The following is a 19221-nucleotide window of genomic DNA, read 5'->3' as shown; positions in this document are numbered from 1 at the left end:
GGCCAGGACACCCGTCCGGAAACCTACCCCAAGCACAAAACCAACCTATTCGAGGCCAGGAAATTCATCTACCGCCGAACCTCCGGAAGTAGTACAAGTCGCGCGCACCTACACCGGCACGCCATACCGCTCGGGAGGAAATGATAAAAACGGAATCGATTGCTCCGGGCTGATTTGCTCGGTATACTCCGAAATTGGTGTCAAGGTTCCTCGTATTTCGTGGCAGCAGTCGGAATATGGTCAGGAAGTGGGCAAATTGGAAGAAATCCGCGTCGGCGACTGGCTTTTCTTCGTTCCCGAAGCCGGCAAAGAAGGGTATGTGTCGCATGCTGGTATTGTAACGGACGTCAGGAGCCAGCAGGAAATCATCTTCATTCACGCGTCCACTTCGCGCGGTGTGAGGGAGGACAACTTATTTTCTACCTATTTCAAAGGCAGGTTCGTGAAAGCGATGCGTCCGTTTTAATGCTATTTCCTGCTGAAACATTGGCAGGACCGCTGCATTTGAAGATTTTCAAGTATACATCATAAGGGTTTTGCTTACATTGATTGTCTGATTTGCATTATCGGCAGTATATTGAAATATTAATCCTTTCTCAACATGATGGAAACGACAATAAGCCCTCCCCCGCCGACCAGCGGAAGTGTTCTGCCGTTACAGGGCAATCCCGGTATTCCGGTTTACATTTTCGCTACGGTTTTCGCCTCATTTTGCGTGATCACGGGCCTTATCTGGGATATTTGCTGGCACATGAGCATAGGCCGCGACGGGTTGCTATCACCACCCCATTTGGTCATATATCTTGGCGCTGTTGTGGCGGGGCTTTTTTCAGGATATGAAATTTTACGTAAAACGTTTTGGGGTAATTCCCTTGAAAAGAGCCGGAGCGTTAAGATCTGGGGGTTCTTTTACAGCTCGCTAGGATCATTGTTCTGTGTATGGGGCGCATTATCCATGCTTACTTCTGCACCTTTCGATGACTGGTGGCATAGTACTTACGGGCTCGACGTCACCATTCTATCTCCTCCTCATACCGTACTGATCCTCGGCATCATCGGAATCCAGTTTGGGGCCATGATCAGTGTTGTGGCTATCAAAAACCAGATCCGTGGTTTCGCAAGTACCCATTTTATTAAAAAAAAGACATTGGACAAAACACTATTCTGGCTATTTGCATTGTCCGCAGGATTTCTGCTGACGATCTGGTATACCTTAATCTCCGAAGAACTGGGACGTATGCGGGTTCACCGTTCCAGTTTTTATATTTTCGCGGGCGCTGCTTTTCCAATTTTACTAATGGCGGTGGGTAAAGCAGTGTCACACAAATGGGCGACCACAGCGGTAACTGCCGTTTACACATTGCTCATGCTCACCACACTCTGGATCATCCCATTGTTCCCGGCAGAACCGAAATTAGGGCCGATCCTGAACCACATTGACCATTATCAGGGATTTCAGTTCCCGTTACTGCTGATCATCCCCGCGATCGTGGTGGATTACCTTCGTCACCGTTACGGGCATTTTAATGACTGGAAAATGACCCCGATCCTGGCCATAGCATTCCTGAGCGTCTTCTTTATTGTTCAATGGTTTTTCGGTGGCTTTCTGATGGAATCACCTTACGCACGTAACTGGTTTTTTGGCAGTCATTACTGGTATTTTGGCAATAGTCCTGGCTGGGAGTATCGCTACAAATTTGGCCCATGGATGGTCGAGAGCACACCAGTTCTACTAAAAGGATTGGGGATCGCATTGCTGGCCACATTCATTTCAACACGCGTTGGCCTTGCCTGGGGCAACTGGATGAACAAAATTCAACGATGAAAAAAATATTATTAATCATGCTCCTGATGTTGGTCGGAAAGATCTCACAGGCACACGTAGGAAGTTCGGGCGTTCAGATGCAGGGACAGGCCGGACCATACAAGGTCATGGTGAGCGTACAGCCGCCCGATGTTATTCCCGGAACAGCCCAGATCACGGTTTTCATTGAAAGTGGCGACGCCAACAAAGTGGTGGCGCGGCCCATTTATTTTTATTCAGGAGATAAAGGTGCCCCTACGCCCGACGCACTCGCACAGGTACCAGGCAAGCCGGGACAGTTCAGTGGTTTTGTGTGGCTAATGGAATGGGGTTCATCCAGCGCCCAGATCCAGATCGAAGGTGACAAAGGAAAAGGGGAATTGATCGTACCCATTATCGCCGTCTCCACCGCTGAACGCGCCATGCCCAGGGAGCTGGGAATTGGGCTCAGCATATTTGGCGTCCTGCTTTTTCTGCTCATGATCACCACGATCGGAGCCAGTGTGAGCGATGGAATTTTGAGGCCCGGCGAAGTTCTTAATGCCAGCCAAAAACGAAAAAAATGGCTCAATATGGGCATAGCAACCGTAGTATGTTCACTGATCCTGTACGGCGGAAGCAGCTGGTGGGACAGCTGGGCATCCGAATATAAAGAATGGCTTTACAAACCGATGAAGGGCCATGCAGCGATTTTAAAAGAAGAAAGTCAATATATTTTTCAATTAAAAATCGATACGACCAGCTGGCGCAAGCAACGCAAAGGCAGCATGCTGAGCCTGCTGATTCCTGATCACGGCAAGATCATGCATACGTTTCTGGTACGCACACCCGGGTTGGACGCGTTTGCCCACATTCACCCGGAACGCAAGGATAGCCTTACTTTTGAAGCCTACCTCCCCAAATTACCGGCCGGAAAATACCTTGTTTACTCCGACATTGTCCAACATTCAGGTTTTGCCGAAACGATTGTCGATACGCTGGAAATTCCGGCACAGCATGGAAAATCCGAAAACCTGAAAGTCACTGCATATGAAGATACTTATGTAGTCACCGACCCGATGGACGCACCGGGGAAAATACCTATGGACGAGAATGTTGTCATTTGTGGCAAGCCCGGCACCAAAACTGTGTTCAAGGACGGCTCCTATGCTGTATGGGAAGGAAAACCCGACCGTCCGTTGGAAGCGGGAAAGCCCTATCTGCTCAATTTCGAAATTTTCAATCCCGACGGAACACCCTGCATTCCAGAACCTTACCTCGGCATGACCGGGCACGTAGCGGTGGTGCGCTCCGATGGTTCCGTTTACATTCACTTACATCCGACAGGCACATTCGCCATGGCAGCGGAACAAACTTTCAAAAACAGGATCTCAGATACCGCTAAAATCGCCAAAAGACCCGCTCCCGCTATTTTCAGAGATAGTATCGACAAACATCTGGCCCGGTTGAATGCCATGCCGGTACTCGAAAGAGAGCAATTTCTGATGACCGAAATGGGTATGTACGAAACAAATGCAGCGGGAATGATGGGTATGGAACATGGCAACCGCATTTCATTTCCCTACTCATTCCCGAAAGACGGCCGGTACCGGATCTTCTTGCAGGTAAAACGCAACGAGAAAGTGCTCACCGGTGTTTTTGATGCCAAAGTCACTGACCCGACCACGCTCTGATATTGCCTTAGAATAAAGCTTTTATTTTTTCGAAGGACATCTCCCTGTAATTTTCAATGTACAGATTGCAGGGAGGCAGTTCTTCGATGGTATGCGAGCTCAGCACCCCTACTACCCGCATTCCTGCATTCAATGCGGCTGAAACACCCGAGAAAGAATCTTCAAAAACCACACATTGGTCAGGAGTAACGCCCAGATTGAATGCAGAAGTCAGGTATACCTCTGGATCGGGCTTATGTTTTTTCACATTCTCACTCGCCAGTATCGACCTTAGAATGGGTCTGATAAGGACTTTGCTCAATATCAGTTCGAGGTTAGCACGCGGGGCTGATGTGGCCACTCCCAAGTCAGCGCCATTGGATTTCAAGTCTTGCATAAACGCCACTATGCCCTCAATAGGCTCAATGTAAGGTTCATAGATCCGCCGGAACAAGCTTTCTTTTTCGTCTTCCATTTGCAAAAGCTCCTCTCCATCTATAGTTCTTTGTAAAAAATAGCTGAGTATGTAGCTATTGCTTTTTCCATACATATGCTGCGCAAATTCTTCATCCGTAGGGGCCAGGTCACGCTTTGAAAAAAAAGCGCGAAATGCCTTTGAGTGGAAAGGATTGGTATGGCAAATCACGCCATCCATGTCAAAAATCACTGCAATTTTTTCTTTCATGGCTCAAAGTTAAACAATAGCCGCATAGGCAAAAAAATGCTTTGAGACTATTCAGGACACATTATGCCGACGAAGTAGCAAGAAGGGAGCATTTTTTTACTGCTGATGGCAATTTTTAAGGTTATTCTATTAAATTTACCATAATAACTCACACCCTGGCAGGAAAGAATCTCTATATTTTGAAAAAATGGATACTTTTCTTTTGCCACATCCAAACCCCAAATTTTGTTTTAATTAATGGTCGTGTATGAATGAATTGGAACGATTTAGCAGTGGAGTTGACCACCAACCCCTAACTAAAACAAAAAACACCCTCACCTCTCTTGAAGTATATGATCAGTATGGAGCGATGGCCTATGGCATTATTTTACAGATCATACCGCAGCCCCATCTTGCTCAGGAAGTTCTGGTAAGCGTTTTCTCGTCGCCGCTGTTGCAATCGTGCAATAGTTATCCATTCACTTTTGCGGTTTGTGTGATCAAGCTGGCAAGAGCCAAAGCAGTGGAAGCCAAGCGTAAAATAATGGCGCTGGCCCCGGTAGGAGACGATTTTGGAACGAACTCCGACGTTTCCCCTCAGGCCATTTTCGACCTTGCTTTCCGGCAGGGTTTCACGCCGGAAGAGGTTGCCGGGAGGCTGAATATATCCAAATCGGAAGTGCTTCGCTCCTTTCATGAGTTTTTCAAATCATATCGCAACGCATAATCGTAACACACTTTGAACACACAGGATTTTACACAAACCGGGATTTTAGAATCATATGCACTGGGACTTGCGAATAAGGAGGAGCAAGAGCACATACAACTGCTTGCGGCAGGCAATCGCGAAATTGCCAATCAGCTTGTCGATGTAGAAGATGGTATCAGAAGGTATTTCGACATTGAGTCCGTGACGCCGCCATCGGAAGTAAGAGAAATTATTCAGCTAAGAGCTGACAAAAAGCAAAAACATACTTTCGACAAAACGGTTCGCAATGACGCGAAACAGTTTTTGGAAGTCGAAGTCAACGATACCCACATTAAGGTCCACAAATTCTGGCGCCCAGCTTTTATTGCGGTATTTGTTCTTTCCAAAATATTTCTGATCGCGGGTCTGTATCTGTATTTCAAGTCGGCCAGTCAGCAGGAAGAGATTGTTAGGCTGAAACAGGAAATTCAAAATCAGCAGCTTAAATAGCGATCGTTAGAAACAGGAAAAGCCGGGCAAATCTTCTGATTTATCCGGCTTTTTCTGTTTCTAAGCGCATTATTTCAAAAACGCGCGCAGCATCCAGGCCATTTTCTCATGCGAACGCAATAAGCCAGTCACGTAGTCGCTGGAACCCAGGTCTTTGTAGTTATCCGCAAATTCGGTGATCAGGTTACGAAGGATTCTAATGATCGTTTCGTGGTCATCCAACAGGTTTTTCAACTGAACTTTCTCATCGTTGGTATATTCAGGTTCAAGAAGATCAGTCAGTTTTAGAATATCGACCAACCTTGCCTCAGAATAATGCCCTATGGCGCGGATGCGTTCTGCAATCTCGTCGAGGATCTCCTGCAGCTGCTCATATTGTCCTTCAAACAACTTATGTAGTTCGAAGAAATGCATTCCGCCGATGTTCCAGTGATAATTACGTGTTTTGGTGTAGAGCACAAATTCATTGGCCAATAACTTATTGAGCTGAAAAGCGACAGCCTGCGTATTGCTGTCCGATATTCCGATGTTTGTTTTCATAACAATTGAGAGAAAGTAATTTTTAAGAGTGCAATATAAACTATATACGTAACCAATCTTTTATCAAAAAAGGTTTGCTAAAATCCGCGTTACCAATCAAAAATAAGCCTTTTTATCACCTGCTGAATTAAGATAAGGTTAAACTGCCTGAATTGTGAAATTGAAAAATATATATTCTGCTAAGGAGTGACCGCCGCGGAGTTTCGCCGTATAGCAATAGAAAGTTTTATTATATTTGTTTAACCACATTATGCAATGAAAGAGAAAGAACGAATCAGCAATCTTGAAGAATTAATGGCCGAGTCACTCATGCGTCTCGACAGACTGGATGATGGTCAACAGCGCCTGGAAGGAAGAATGTTTAACCTTGACCACAACATGCTGGAACTTGCAAAAAACCAAATCAAGCTGAATGACAGGCAGAGCAGTCTTCAGGAAAACATGAGTACTTTGATCCAGGTTGTCAGGAAAAACTCTAATGATATTGGAGGTATTAGGGATGATTTTGGAGGTATTAAGGATGAAATTGGCGGTACTAAGGATGAAATTGGAGGTATTAGGGATGATATTGGAGGTATCAAGAATGATATTGGCGGTATAAAGGATGAAATTGGCGGTATAAAGGATGAAATTGGAGGCACTAAGGGTGATATTGGAGATATTAAGGATGATATCTTAGATATTAAGGACAAAATAAGTGAAATGTCAACCAAAGAAGGTGTCAGTAATCTTTTTGAAGCCATGATGAATGGTTTCGACCGGGTGGATAAGCGATTTGATTCCATGCAGTGAGAAATTGACCTGCTCAAAGTAAAACTTAGATAATTGATCCTCTTACATTTTTACATTCACAATAACAAAGTTAAATGCTCCCCTTCCGAATAGGACAAGGCTACGACGTACATCAATTGGTAGAAGGCCGGCCTTTCTGGCTCGCCGGTATATTGATCCCTCATACACATGGCGCAAAGGGTCACTCGGATGCTGATGTAGTGTGTCATGTCATTTGCGATGCGCTCCTGGGTGCAGCCAATCTCCGAAATATTGGATACCATTTCTCCGACAAAGACCCGCAATGGAAAGGTGTCGACAGCAAAGTCTTGCTAGCCAAAGTGCTTGAAATGATCAGGGAGAAAGGGTATGAAGTAGGAAATGTAGATGTGACGATCATACTACAAAATCCAAAATTAAACCCTCATATCCCTGCAATGAAAGCCTGCCTTGCCCAGGTAACAGCCCTGGCCGAGGAGGACATTTCTATCAAAGCGACTACTTCTGAGCATTTGGGATTTGTGGGAAGAGAGGAAGGAATTGCCGCGCATTGTGTTGCCCTGATTTACAAACCTGAGCATTTCTCAGGAAATCAAAAATAGACGTTCCATTTAAATTTTCCTGATCATTTTCTGCATGAAAAAACTCGTACTCCTCCTTTCCATCACGGCCAGTATATCATTCAACGCCTGCGCGCAAGATGCCTCGAAAATCACTCAACCACTTGGCTTTGAAGAGTATGATCCAATTTCAACACTCAAAGTAGAAGAACATCCATTAAAGCGTGCCAAATTTCCATTCATTGACGTACACAATCATCAGTACCAAATGCCCACCCAGGACCTGAAAGCCTTGGTTGCTCAAATGGACAGCCTGAACATGGGAATTATGGTGAATTTGAGTGGCCGCGGCTGGTCGCAGGAATGGAGCGAAGGGACTGCTACATTGAAAGGATCATTGGAGAATGTTGCCAAAAATCAACCCAAACGCATTGCCGTTTTCACCAATATTCAATTCAAAGGTTTTGGCGAAAGCGATTGGACTAGCAAGGCTGTGAAGCAATTGGAAGAAGACGTAAAAATGGGTGCGAAAGGATTGAAAATTTATAAGAGCCTTGGTTTCAGCGGAATTAAGGATGATAAGGGGAACCGCGTCGCTGTGAGCGACCCGAGATTGCAGCCCGTATGGCAGAAGTGTGGCGAGCTGGGAATACCGGTTTTGATCCATACCGCCGACGTACCATCATTCTGGGACCCGATGGACAGGTACAATGAGCGCTGGCTCGAACTGAAAACGCATCCCGGCCGTCGGCGTGGCGCCAATGATCCTATTCCATTTGATTCGCTCATTGCTGAGCAGCACCACATTTTCCGTAAAAATCCAAAGACAATCTTTATCAATGCACACATGGGCTGGTATCCCAATAATCTCAAAAAGCTGGATAGCCTCATGATCGCATTCCCGAATATGTACGTCGAGATCGGTGCGGTGATCGCTGAGCTTGGCAGGCAACCGCGCACAGCTAAAAAGTTCTTTGACAAATACCAGGACCGGGTTTTATTCGGAAAAGACAGCTGGGTACCATCAGAATACGCTACCTATTTCCGTGTGCTGGAAACGGAAGACGAGTACTTTCCTTACCACAAAAAATACCACGCATTCTGGCGAATGTATGGTATGGGTTTGTCTGATGAAGTGTTGAAAAAGCTGTACTACAAAAACGCACTCAGAATCATTCCGGGACTGGATAAAAGCCAGTTTCCCAAATAGTTAAAGTCACTTAAATGCCTTGGCTTCTTTGATTACCGAGCGGTATTCAGCTTTTCCAAGGCATTTTTTGTAATAATCTTTTGCTTTTGATTTGTTGCCAGCCCGTCCGGAAATCCGTGCTAGCCCAGCGTACGCCAGCGCATGGTATTCCTTCGTGTACTGGTCGTCGTGAGGGGTTTTTAATGCCAATAAATACTCCTTTTGCGCAGCAGTATCATTCTTTTTATTTTTTTCTTCCAAAATCCCCTGAAAAGTCCGCCAGGCAGCCGGATAAAAACCTGTATTGATCTTTTTAAGGTTGCCTAGTTCTTTTTCTGCGAGTTCGTACTTTCCCGAAAGCAGCAAAGCTTCAATGTTCTTCATCAGATATACCGGGTTTCTGGGATACAGACTGACCAGTTTATCCATGTAAAAAACTGCCTTTTCCGGCTTCATTTCATATTTTAGGTAAATGTGGGAAATGTAAAAACAAGATTCCGCTTTGGTGATCGTACCCACTTTGGTAGCATTATCAATCTGTTTGAGCCCTAATGCCTTATCCCCGCTTTTGAAAAACATCAGCAGCGGTTTCACGATCGGATGCTCTTCGGGGTATACTTCCACATAGTAGTTATACATGCCCGAAGTGAAATAAAACTCCGGATTTCTATTGATGAGTTTCAAACCCTCCACGAATGCATTGTATGCTTTTTTACCCTCACCGGCCGCACTGACCATCTCACCGCGGTAATTGTAGATCATGGCCATATAGCCTCTCGCAACCATAGTATAAAAAACTGCCTCAGGATCCAGGCTGTTTTTACCATATTTCTTATTGATCGCTTCCAGACATTGATCCAGCTTATGAATATATTCCTTCGATTTCACCGGGTTGTCCTTGATCGGCAGATACTTCCAGAAAAGAATAAATGAGTCGAGGATGTAAGAAACCGGGTGATTGGGATATTTTTTTTCGACCTGATCAATCATGGTTTGCGCCTCTTCAAACTCGTAATTATAAATTTTGTCAAGACTATTCTGGACATTTTTTAAAGAAGCGGGATCGTTCAGCAGCTGGGCACGCGAGGTGGAAGAGAAAACAGGCAACAGTATAAATAAACAAAGAAATCGAAACGTATTTTGCATGGCTTAGACTATTAACTCAAAATGGTTTGGTGGTATCCCAACTGAACAGTAGCTTTGTTTATAACCCTAATTTTAATGTATGGGTTTCTACCACTAACGTTATTTTGACGTCAAATTGTTAATTATTACTTCCTAAGATTGATCATATGATTCGCTACAAGCAGTTTACATTGGATAATGGACTTAAAGTTTTTGTCCATGAAGATTTTTCAACACCGATGGCTGCGGTTAATATTTTGTATAATGTAGGATCCAGAGATGAGGATGAGGAGAGAACGGGTTTTGCACATCTCTTCGAACACCTGATGTTCGGCGGTTCGAAAAATATCCCGAGCTACGACATTCCGGTGCAGAATGTGGGCGGCGAAAACAATGCTTTTACCTCGCCGGACATTACCAACTACTACATTACATTACCCGCGGAGAATGTAGAAACTGCTTTCTGGCTTGAATCAGATCGTATGCTCAGCTTGTCTTTTGACCCCAATGTGCTGGAAGTGCAGCGAAAAGTGGTCATTGAAGAATTTAAACAACGTTACCTTAACCAGCCTTATGGCGACATCTGGCTTAAATTAAGGCCTCTCGCATATCAAAAGCATCCTTACCGCTGGGCGACTATCGGAAAGGACATTGAGCATATTGAACGTGCTACTATGACTGATGTGCAGGATTTCTTCTTTCGTTTTTACAGACCCAATAATGCTTTAATGGTTGTTGCAGGAGCTGTTACGCTGGAACAAATACAGGAGCTTGCTGACAAATGGTTTGGCAGCATACCAGCAGGCCCTGCTTACGTCCGGAATATCCCGAAAGAACCGGTACAGTCTGAAATAAGACATTTGGAAACTTCTGCGGCTGTTCCATTGAATTCGCTTGTCAAAGTTTTCCACATGCCCGGCAGATATGAGGACGGTTTTTATGCGTCTGATTTGCTTGGCGATATTCTGGGAAGAGGTAAGTCATCGCGTTTGTATCAAAAGTTATTGAAAGATAAATCACTGTTCAACAGCATCAGCGCCAGTGTAACTTCATCGCTCGATCCCGGTTTGCTGGTGGTAAAAGGCAACCTGAACCCGGGTGTGAAACTGGAAGATGCCGACGACGCTATCAAAGAAGTATTGCAGGAAATTACGGAAAACGGAGCGACCGACGAAGAGGTTACAAAGGTCAAAAACCAGTCTGAGGCTTCACTTGCTTTTTCAGAAGTAGAGTTATTAAATCGCGCCATGAACCTGGCTTTTGCTGCCAATGCGGGTAATGTGGATTGGGCAAACAGCGACGCCGAGATTATTCGGGGCCTCACTTCTGCTGACATTCACAAAGCAGCCAGGGCCATCCTTAGGCCTGAAAACGCATCGACACTCTACTACCGGGCTGAATCCAAAGAAGGGTAAGATACATTCACTTCCGGATGCATCGTGTACAGCCGGAACTGCGATCCGTCGTTGACCACAATGCCACTCGATTTGTCCTGACCGATAATCGGGTTCTTTTCGTATTTTTTCCAATGGATTAGGTCCTTTGAAACCGCCACGTTGGTAGACCATTCCCGCCAGTCTTTGAAAGCTGAGGCGTGGTAGTAGCCATAATACAGTCCATTGTATTTTATGACCTGGTTCATAGCGACGGCAAACTGGTCGTATTTTTCCGGCCCCATTTTCAGTACCGGCTCATCCTCTACATTGGTCCATATTTTCAAATCTTTGGAAGTCGCAAGCCAGACTCCGAGGTCATTCCGTTCGTAAAAGAGGTACCATATCCCGGCCTCATGCCACACTGCCGGCGTACCATAGGGGCCTTTTCCGATTGGTTGCCCATTTTTCAGGCGTACATCCAATGCCCCTTTATCAGTCCATTCAACTCTGTCGGTGGACGTTAGCAAATGCGCAGTATCGCCCCTACTCTCCGCAAACATATAATAGGTACTGTCTGACTTGACCACGCACACATCCTCTACCCAAAGTGAACTGTGAATTGGTTTGTCGGATGATCTGTTCCATTTAATGCCGTCAGCGGAAGTGGCTAATCCCAGATATTTGATACTGTCCCCGGTACGCTCCTTGTAGCCGGTATACCACATATAGTAGGTGCTATCCTCCCGAAGAATAAAACCTCTTTCTCTTATTTTCTCATCCCATTTCGTAGAATCGCCTTCGCCCGCGAACACCGGGTTACCTTCGTAGGATTTGAAACTCACAAGTTCTTGCGGAAATTCATTGACGTCATCGGCTGGCTTCTCCGTGTTGCAGCCCAGTAAAGTACAAATGAGGAAAAGGATCAGGTATTTTTCTTTCATGGGATTAGCGTTTCATTTCTACGGCAATGTCAAAAGTCTCCATTTACTTACAAACTTATCAAGCAAAAGGGCTAGTCAATTTTCCAATAAAAAAGCCATTACGCAATTGCAATGGCTTTATCCTTGGTAAAAGTCTCTTTATTCTTCCGGCAGGAAAGTCAGGTAACTGAAATTCTGCTCATTGAACATATCAATCGCTATTTCCTGTAATTCGCTGGATGTAATCTGCTCTATTTCTGTAAAAATTTCGGGCAATGTATCAACCCTACCAGTATCGAGCAAGCTTTTCGCCATCATCAGCATAAAACTCATATTGCTTTCCTCCGACATTGCCAGTTGCCCCATGAGCTGCACTTTGGTCTGATGGAGTTGCAAAACTGATAATGGTACTTCTCTCACCCGTTTCAATTCTTTGTGGATCAGCGAAATGCTTTTGTTCAGCTGTTTTTGTTCGGTTCCAAAGAAAATACCCATAAATCCGGTATCCAGGTAAGGCGTATAATTTCCCTCAATGGAATACACAAAGCCATATTTTTCCCGCAGCGAGAGGTTGAAACGCGAGTTCATTCCCGGCCCGCCCAACAAATTGACCAACATAAAAAAGGGTAACCGGCGATCATCCAGAAGCGCATAGGCAGGTTGTCCCATTGCACATTGCGCTTGTGACATCGACCGCTCTTTTTGCTGTTTCAGCGGCGAATACAATGCAGGTGCCTGTCTGATACGCGACGTTTTCTTGTGCGGAACATCACCCAGATACTTCTCAGCAATGCGGATTACCTTGGAAAATGGCAGTCGGCTTACAGATGAGACTACGATTTGTTCGGTATCAACATTGTCATTGATAAACTGGTGCAGCTCTGCCCGGCCAAATGAATTAACAGTTTCCGCCGTTCCTAAAATGTTGTTACCCAATGCATGATCTGGAAAAACGAGCTGATCAAAATCGTCCTGTATCGCGTCCTCAGGGGAATCCACATACATGGACATTTCTTCCAGGATCACATTCCTTTCTCTTTCAATTTGTTTATCAGGAAAAACGGAATGAAAGGTAATGTCGGCCAGCAGATCCATCGCTTTCTCGAAGTGATCATCGAGTACAGACGCGTGGAAGCATATTTTTTCTTTGGTCGTATAGGCATTCAATTCACCGCCTACATTTTCAAGCCGGTTAATAATATGGTAGGAACTTCGTCTTTCGGTTCCCTTGAAGGCCATATGCTCCCAAAAATGAGCCAGTCCCTGCTGATGCGGTAATTCGTCACGGCTTCCGATGTCGAGCATAATGCCACAATGCGCGATTTGCGTGTAGGGCACCTGCTTATGTGCAATGCGTATCCCGTTGGCAAGCGTATGTAACTGATATTCTTCTGTAAGTGTAAGAGTTGATGTTTTTGGGTTTCCCCGTTTACGCACGTTATTTCTCTTCATTCCTTTTGAACACAAAATACACACCAATAATTTTCGGTGGTATCCACAAAATTACAGACTTTTGCTTGGAAACCCTTGCACAGTACTAGTTATGCGGATCGGATTTGATGCCAAAAGAGCGTTTGCGAATAAAACAGGCCTTGGAAATTACAGCCGTTTTGTACTCGAAGCTTTAACGACCTTTCAGCCGGAACACGACTATCTGGCTTATACTCCCAAAAACAGGCAAAATCTATTTCCTGCCTTTCCAGAAAGCGCAATTCATTTTCCCGAAAGTTTCCTGGACAAAAAATTGTCTCCCTACTGGCGATATTCCAGCATCACCAATCAGTTAAAGAAAGACCACATTGAGGTATTTCACGGATTAAGCAATGAAATACCGCAGCGATTACAAAAGGTAGGCATTCGCTCGGTAGTGACCATTCATGACCTGATTTTTGAGCGGTTACCTCATCTTTTCAAGTCCATTGACCGGATGATTTATAGACATAAGTTCAAATCAGCCTGTGAACGTGCGGATGTGGTGATTGCAATCAGTGAGCAAACAAAACGTGATCTTATTGAACTTTATGACATTGAAAGAAGTAAAATACAGGTTATTTACCAAGACTGTAATCCCGTTTTTAAAGAGAAAAAAAGTCAATACGAGACTGATCAGATACTGTCGCTTTATGACATTCAGGAACCTTACATTCTATCAGTAGGAACATTAGAGGAAAGAAAAAATCAGCATCGGCTGGTGGAGGCTTTTGCTGCCCTGAAAAACAGGGAGTTCAATTTGTTACTGATCGGAAAACCTACTCCTTACATTCAAACGATTAAAGATTGCATTGCGCGATTTGGTCTCGAAAAACAGGTAAAGCTATTGCATAATGCCCCCACGGAACATCTTCCGGCACTTTACCAACGAGCTGAAATATTTGCTTATATCTCTATTTACGAAGGTTTTGGCATTCCTGTACTGGAAGCATTGCATAGCGGTACGCCTGTACTTGCAGCACGAGGGTCCTGCCTGGAAGAAGCCGGCGGACCGGGTGGATTATACGCAGACCCTTATCAAACGAAAGACATCAGCCATCAATTAAAAACATTGATGAATGATGCCTTTTTAAGAAAATCTCTGATAGTTGCCGGTCAGGAGCACATTGCCCAATTTACCGGCGAACATATCGCCCGACAATTGGCTGATATATACAAATCTCTGACCTGAAAAATCTATTTTTCTCTGTACTGTTCAATGATCCTGAACAATGCTTTTTGTTTTTCAAGATCAGGAAAAAAGTCAAAAAGCTGCACGTGGGCGTCATAATCGAGGGTTAGCCCCACTTCCAGATTCACCAGTGCTTCCCGGTACTCACCTGCATGGATCTGGTATACCGCCATTCTGTAATACAAATCCGCTTCCTCCGGCATTTCATCAATCGCAGCTTGCAGCAGATCACACGCACGCGCATAGTTTCCTTGCTCGAACAACACATGCGACCATTTCAGCCAGATATCCGGATTGGATGGTTCAATTTCTGCCGCTTTTTCAAAAGCTTCGAAAGCTGAAATCACATTACCAACTTTGAATTCAGTTTCCGCAAGCGCCAGCCAATAGTCTGGGTTCAATTCCGTGATCTGGATTGCTTTCCTTAAAAAACCAACCGCCTCATACCAGCGTCCGAGTTCACTGAAACAAATGCCTAGACCATACCAGCCGTCATCCCATTGATTATCAAGCTTAACCGTCTGACGGTAATACTTAATGGCCATTTCGAATTCACCAAGCTTTTCATAGCAAGTACCGAGGCAGCAGCAAGTCTCAGGCTGCTCGCCTTCGAATTCTATTGCTTTAAGATACTGATCTTTGGCGTCATCATATTTTTCAAGGTTCATGTACGAATTGCCCAGCTGAAAAAATGCTGAGGCAAAATCATCCTTGACCAACGTCGCGTACTCATATGCATTGACAGCGTCCTCATACCGTTCCAGCTTGCTGAATGCAATGCCGAGATTATACCAGGCATGGTGAGAAAACGGGTCTCTGTCAACCAGTTCGTTATAATAATCCAAATGACTTTCCAGCTTCCCTACGAGATCCAGGCAATGTGCGAGTTCGTAAAGAGCACTTTCATTATTCAGATTATTTTTGAGAGATCTTTTGTAGTATTTGATCGCGTCTTCATACTTACCCCAGTTTTGGTAAGTCTGCCCGATCTGAAAATAAATTTCATCCTGATCTTCCACCTGCTGCAAAAGGTTTTCCAGTGCTTCAATGGCCTCTTCAAATTCGCCCATCATATTGGAAATTGCAACCTGCATAAAGGAAATTTCAATGTCACCGGGGTGAAAGAGTGAGGCCCGTTCCAGAACCTCCTGGGCCATTTCGTTTTCGCCTCTGTTGGCGTGAAGCTGTACCATGCTGAGCAGTAGGTCCAGCGAATACGGGTAATCTGAAAGTCCAAGCTCGCAGGCCTTGTAAGCTTTGTCCCAATCTCCTTTTTCTATGTAGTGGCCCGTAACTTTCTCGTACGTGTCCAAATCAAAAAAAACCGGCTCACTGGTTTTTAGCATTCTTTCAAACCTGAGCAATGTTTCCTTCATATAATCCTTCCTTTCCCCGAAATTTTTCTCCATCATACGAACCTCTAGGTTAGAATTGAGGGCTAACGCACCACTAAATAATGAAAGAAAGTTATAAAATAATATCTCTTAATTCAAATCTTGCCAATCAAACTTTCGCTCACGCGAGTGACCGTTTTCTCAACAGGCTGAAAGTTAAAACCTAATGCATTTTTAATCTTCGCATTATCATAACGAATCCTGCGTGCTGCCGACTGGGCAGTTTCCCGGGTAATCAGCGGCTTGGTACCTAACAGAAATGTCCTTACCGCCTCTACCCGCCAGATTATGCCTGCTACCCAAGGCTTTACCTTGAAATGTGGCCGCTTTTTGTGCATCGCATCTGCAATAGCATTGAACAGGTTATGGTAAGATATGCTTCCTGCATTCAGTAGGTATCTTTCCCCTGAAATATCGGAATGAACCAACCTGGAAACGATCTCCGCCACATCCAGAACGTCTACATAATTGGCCAGACCTTCTGTGTAGAAAGGTTTTTCGCGATATACGTAATGGAAGATCTGAGTACTGCTCTTCGTCCAGTCGCCTTCCCCCAAAATCAACGTTGGATTAACAATGACCGCGTTCAGCCCCTCGGCCACTCCTCTCCAAACTTCCAGCTCAGCCAAATGTTTGGTTTTCGCATACTCTGAGTTCTCCGGTGAATCTTCCCAGCGCTGGCTTTCGTCCAGTACCGTATCCTGGCCGGGAAGCACCTTCCGTGAGTCAGGACGGCCTATTGCGGCTATACTGCTCACGTGGCAAAGTTTCACGGTTTTATGTTTGAGACATACATTCACCACATTGGCTGTACCCTCCACATTGACTTTGTACATCATTTTCCGGTCGCGGGGCACAAACGATACTACCGCCGCAGTATGAATCACAACGTCCATTCCATCAATGGCTTTTTCAAGCAAACTAAGATCGAGAATGTCCCCTTCGACCCATTGCACACGATCGGTTATGCCATTAAGTAAACTCCTATCCGATCCTGTCCGGAACAATGTAAAAACCTCATGATTTTCGGAGATAAACTTCTTTGCAACAGCGCTGCCGACTAAACCTGTGGCACCGGTAATGAGAACTTTCATAAAATAAGAACAAATTGTGCGGTTCAAAGTTCGTCTTTTAGCTTGGTTTTTGGTGAAGGCGGCAGTAAAACTCATTTCAGTTAATATTATACTTTGCGACTGTGCTTTTACTAATTTTACCTTTTGTACCGGATCCGGTGATCTAAAAGCGCCGAATTTTGTTGTTTAATTTACTTTTACCCGTTTCAAAATGCCCATTTCCAATCCAAAACGATATAATGTCACAGCAGCGCTGATTTATGCGAACGGCCCGATCCATATCGGACATTTGGCAGGATGCTACATTCCGGCCGATATATACGTTCGCTATTTGCGTTCAAAAGGAAAAGAGGTTGCTTTCATCAGCGGTACCGATGAGCACGGCGTTCCTATTACCATTCGTGCTAAAAAGGAGGGCCTGACACCCCAGCAGGTTGTGGACAAATATTACGAACAGATTGATAATTCATTCAAAGCGCTGGGTATCACATTTGATATTTATTCCAGGACCAGCAAAAAGGTTCATCACGAAACTTCGCAGGAAATTTTCAAAGACCTATATGATAAGAATGTCTTTGTTGAAGAGACTACTGAACAATATTTCGATGAAACCGCGCAGCAGTTTCTGGCTGACCGGTACATCGTAGGAACCTGCCCGGTATGTGCTAATCCCAATGCTTACGGAGATCAATGTGAGCGCTGCGGTTCTACTTTGAGCCCTTTGGAATTAAAAGATCCGCGTTCAATGCTGTCTGGCGCCAAGCCGATTTTGAAGGCTACCAAAAACTGGTACCTACCGCTGGATACCATGCAGCCTGAAATTGAAAAATACATTAACGGCCACACGGAGTGGAAAACCAATGTATTCGGACAATGTCAATCCTGGTTGAAAGACGGCCTGAAACCCCGCGCCATGACCCGCGATCTCGACTGGGGAATTAGCGTACCATTGCCTGATACAGAAGGTAAGGTACTATATGTATGGTTCGAAGCACCGATCGGGTACATTTCGGCTACCAAAGACTGGCTTTTACAAAAAAACGGTTCGGACGAAGGATGGAAAAAATGGTGGCAGCCTTCTGACGATGGTGAAACCAAATTGGTACATTTCATTGGAAAAGATAATATCGTATTCCACTGTATTATTTTTCCTGCGATGCTGATGGCTGAGGGCAATTACATTCTGGCCGACAATGTTCCTGCCAATGAGTTTATGAACCTCGAAGGTGATAAAATTTCAACTTCACGCAACTGGGCCGTTTGGCTGCACGAGTACTTGGAAGAAATGCCCGATAAGCAGGATGTACTACGATATGTATTGACTGCAAATGCCCCTGAAACGAAGGATAGCGAGTTTACGTGGAAAGATTTTCAGACCCGGAACAACAGTGAGCTGGTAGGTATCTTTGGTAATTTCATCAATCGGGCCGTGGTACTGACGCATAAATTTTGCGAGGGAAAGGTTCCTGCGAAAGGAGATTTGCAGGACATTGACCTGAATGTACTGAAAGAACTGGAAGCATTTCCGGCCAAAATTGGGGAATCTCTTGAAAATTATCGTTTCCGGGAAGCACTCACATTCGTCATGGACCTGGCGAGACTAGGCAACAAGTACCTGGCCGATACACAGCCATGGCATGCTATCAAAACAGAACCTGAGCGCGTTAATACCATTTTAAATATCGCATTACAGATTTCAGCGACATTATCGATTGTGTGCGAACCTGTACTTCCCTTTACGGCTGCGAAGCTGCAGGAGCAATTCGGACTTAGGGAAAACCTTTGGAAAGACGCCGGGAAAGCTGATCTTCTACGGGAAGGACAGAACATCCAGGAAGCAAAACTGCTTTTTGAGAAAATTGAAGACCACGTAATCGAAAAGCAAATTCAGAAACTTCACGACGCGAAACGTATAAACGAGTTGGAAGGCAAGACAGTAACGCCTGTCAAGCCCGAAATCCAGTTTGATGATTTTGGTAAAATGGATATTCGTATCGCTACGATCGTTGAAGCTGAAAATGTTCCAAAAAGCAAAAAGCTATTGAAACTGCTGGTTGACATTGGAACAGAGCAGCGAACAGTCCTAAGCGGTATTTCCGAACATTTCAAAGCAGAGGAAGTGATTGGAAAAAAGGTCCTTTACCTGGCCAATCTCGCTCCACGTAAAATGATGGGAATGGAAAGTCACGGCATGATACTCATGGCTGAGGACCGCGACGGAAGCCTGGCATTTGTACAACCGGGCAAGGATGTCTGGAATGGAGGAACTGTAAATTAGTACCCGCAAATCAAG

The 19221-nt window shown here is 44.8% G+C and carries 18 protein-coding genes; 11 read left to right on the top strand and 7 right to left on the bottom strand.

Annotated elements, in window-relative coordinates; translation table 11 throughout:
* The 3 genes from ABIO93_RS04575 to ABIO93_RS04565 form a co-directional block, all read left to right on the top strand.
* Positions 1-466 (top strand): C40 family peptidase (locus ABIO93_RS04575; RefSeq protein WP_348064904.1); only part of this gene is annotated, 466 nt, incomplete at its 5' end.
* A 138-nt stretch (positions 467-604) separates the two neighbouring features.
* Positions 605-1825, top strand: coding sequence for a hypothetical protein (locus ABIO93_RS04570; RefSeq protein ID WP_348064906.1), 1221 nt, complete (start codon positions 605-607; stop codon positions 1823-1825).
* On the top strand, positions 1822-3477 hold the full coding sequence (locus ABIO93_RS04565; protein ID WP_348064902.1) for a hypothetical protein: 1656 nt from the start codon (positions 1822-1824) through the stop codon (positions 3475-3477). Before ABIO93_RS04570 ends, ABIO93_RS04565 begins: the two co-directional genes overlap by 4 nt.
* A gap of 7 nt (positions 3478-3484) precedes the next feature.
* On the opposite strand, the gene ABIO93_RS04560 is transcribed toward ABIO93_RS04565, so the two are convergent.
* Complete coding sequence (locus ABIO93_RS04560; protein ID WP_348064900.1) at positions 3485-4141, bottom strand: HAD family phosphatase; 657 nt, start codon at positions 4139-4141, stop codon at positions 3485-3487.
* A gap of 247 nt (positions 4142-4388) precedes the next feature.
* Between ABIO93_RS04560 and ABIO93_RS04555 the strand changes: the two genes are divergently transcribed.
* The gene (locus ABIO93_RS04555; protein ID WP_348064898.1) at positions 4389-4847 is read left to right on the top strand and encodes a hypothetical protein; all 459 of its coding nucleotides are present in this window, start codon (positions 4389-4391) and stop codon (positions 4845-4847) included.
* A 12-nt stretch (positions 4848-4859) separates the two neighbouring features.
* A complete protein-coding gene (locus ABIO93_RS04550) occupies positions 4860-5318 on the top strand; it encodes a hypothetical protein (RefSeq protein WP_348064896.1) in 459 nt (152 codons plus the stop codon).
* A gap of 69 nt (positions 5319-5387) precedes the next feature.
* Here the strand turns inward: ABIO93_RS04550 and ABIO93_RS04545 are convergent, their stop codons facing one another.
* Positions 5388-5858 carry a DNA starvation/stationary phase protection protein gene (locus tag ABIO93_RS04545; protein ID WP_348064894.1) on the bottom strand — a complete coding sequence of 157 codons (471 nt, stop codon included), beginning with the start codon at positions 5856-5858 and terminating at the stop codon, positions 5388-5390.
* A gap of 255 nt (positions 5859-6113) precedes the next feature.
* Between ABIO93_RS04545 and ABIO93_RS04540 the strand changes: the two genes are divergently transcribed.
* The 3 genes from ABIO93_RS04540 to ABIO93_RS04530 all read left to right on the top strand — a co-directional run bounded on the left by ABIO93_RS04540 (position 6114) and on the right by ABIO93_RS04530 (position 8399).
* Entirely contained in the window at positions 6114-6650 is a 537-nt protein-coding gene (locus ABIO93_RS04540; protein ID WP_348064892.1) for a hypothetical protein, read from the top strand.
* 74 nt (positions 6651-6724) lie between these two features.
* The gene (gene ispF / locus ABIO93_RS04535) at positions 6725-7231 is read left to right on the top strand and encodes a 2-C-methyl-D-erythritol 2,4-cyclodiphosphate synthase (RefSeq protein ID WP_348064890.1); all 507 of its coding nucleotides are present in this window, start codon (positions 6725-6727) and stop codon (positions 7229-7231) included.
* 34 nt (positions 7232-7265) lie between these two features.
* Positions 7266-8399 carry an amidohydrolase family protein gene (locus ABIO93_RS04530; protein ID WP_348064888.1) on the top strand — a complete coding sequence of 378 codons (1134 nt, stop codon included), beginning with the start codon at positions 7266-7268 and terminating at the stop codon, positions 8397-8399.
* Between the two features lie 6 nt (positions 8400-8405).
* Here the strand turns inward: ABIO93_RS04530 and ABIO93_RS04525 are convergent, their stop codons facing one another.
* Entirely contained in the window at positions 8406-9524 is a 1119-nt protein-coding gene (locus tag ABIO93_RS04525) for an ABC transporter substrate-binding protein (RefSeq protein ID WP_348064886.1), read from the bottom strand.
* Positions 9525-9670: 146 nt separating this feature from the next.
* On the opposite strand from ABIO93_RS04525, the gene ABIO93_RS04520 reads away from it, so the two are divergent.
* Positions 9671-10918, top strand: a complete 1248-nt coding sequence (locus ABIO93_RS04520) for a pitrilysin family protein (protein WP_348064884.1) — start codon at positions 9671-9673, stop codon at positions 10916-10918.
* On the opposite strand, the gene ABIO93_RS04515 is transcribed toward ABIO93_RS04520, so the two are convergent.
* Both ABIO93_RS04515 and ABIO93_RS04510 read right to left on the bottom strand, forming a co-directional pair.
* Positions 10891-11820, bottom strand: coding sequence for a glycosylase (locus ABIO93_RS04515; protein WP_348064882.1), 930 nt, complete (start codon positions 11818-11820; stop codon positions 10891-10893). The two genes, ABIO93_RS04520 and ABIO93_RS04515, sit on opposite strands and share 28 nt — an antisense overlap.
* Positions 11821-11958: 138 nt before the next feature.
* Positions 11959-13251: a pitrilysin family protein gene (locus tag ABIO93_RS04510; RefSeq protein ID WP_348064880.1), complete on the bottom strand. Its 1293-nt coding sequence runs from the start codon at positions 13249-13251 to the stop codon at positions 11959-11961.
* A 91-nt stretch (positions 13252-13342) separates the two neighbouring features.
* Between ABIO93_RS04510 and ABIO93_RS04505 the strand changes: the two genes are divergently transcribed.
* Complete coding sequence (locus tag ABIO93_RS04505; protein WP_348064878.1) at positions 13343-14461, top strand: glycosyltransferase family 1 protein; 1119 nt, start codon at positions 13343-13345, stop codon at positions 14459-14461.
* A gap of 5 nt (positions 14462-14466) precedes the next feature.
* Here the strand turns inward: ABIO93_RS04505 and ABIO93_RS04500 are convergent, their stop codons facing one another.
* Positions 14467-15873, bottom strand: coding sequence for a tetratricopeptide repeat protein (locus tag ABIO93_RS04500; protein WP_348064876.1), 1407 nt, complete (start codon positions 15871-15873; stop codon positions 14467-14469).
* Between the two features lie 77 nt (positions 15874-15950).
* Positions 15951-16949, bottom strand: coding sequence for an NAD-dependent epimerase/dehydratase family protein (locus ABIO93_RS04495; RefSeq protein WP_348064874.1), 999 nt, complete (start codon positions 16947-16949; stop codon positions 15951-15953).
* 190 nt (positions 16950-17139) lie between these two features.
* Between ABIO93_RS04495 and metG the strand changes: the two genes are divergently transcribed.
* The gene (gene metG / locus ABIO93_RS04490) at positions 17140-19206 is read left to right on the top strand and encodes a methionine--tRNA ligase (RefSeq protein WP_348064872.1); all 2067 of its coding nucleotides are present in this window, start codon (positions 17140-17142) and stop codon (positions 19204-19206) included.
* Positions 19207-19221 lie beyond the last annotated feature (15 nt).

Origin of the sequence: Dyadobacter sp. (genome assembly GCF_039919315.1) — a bacterium.
In the GTDB taxonomy this organism is placed as follows: domain Bacteria; phylum Bacteroidota; class Bacteroidia; order Cytophagales; family Spirosomataceae; genus Dyadobacter.
Note: the sequence above shows the minus strand (reverse complement) of the source record. Positions and strands in the feature narration are given on the sequence as shown.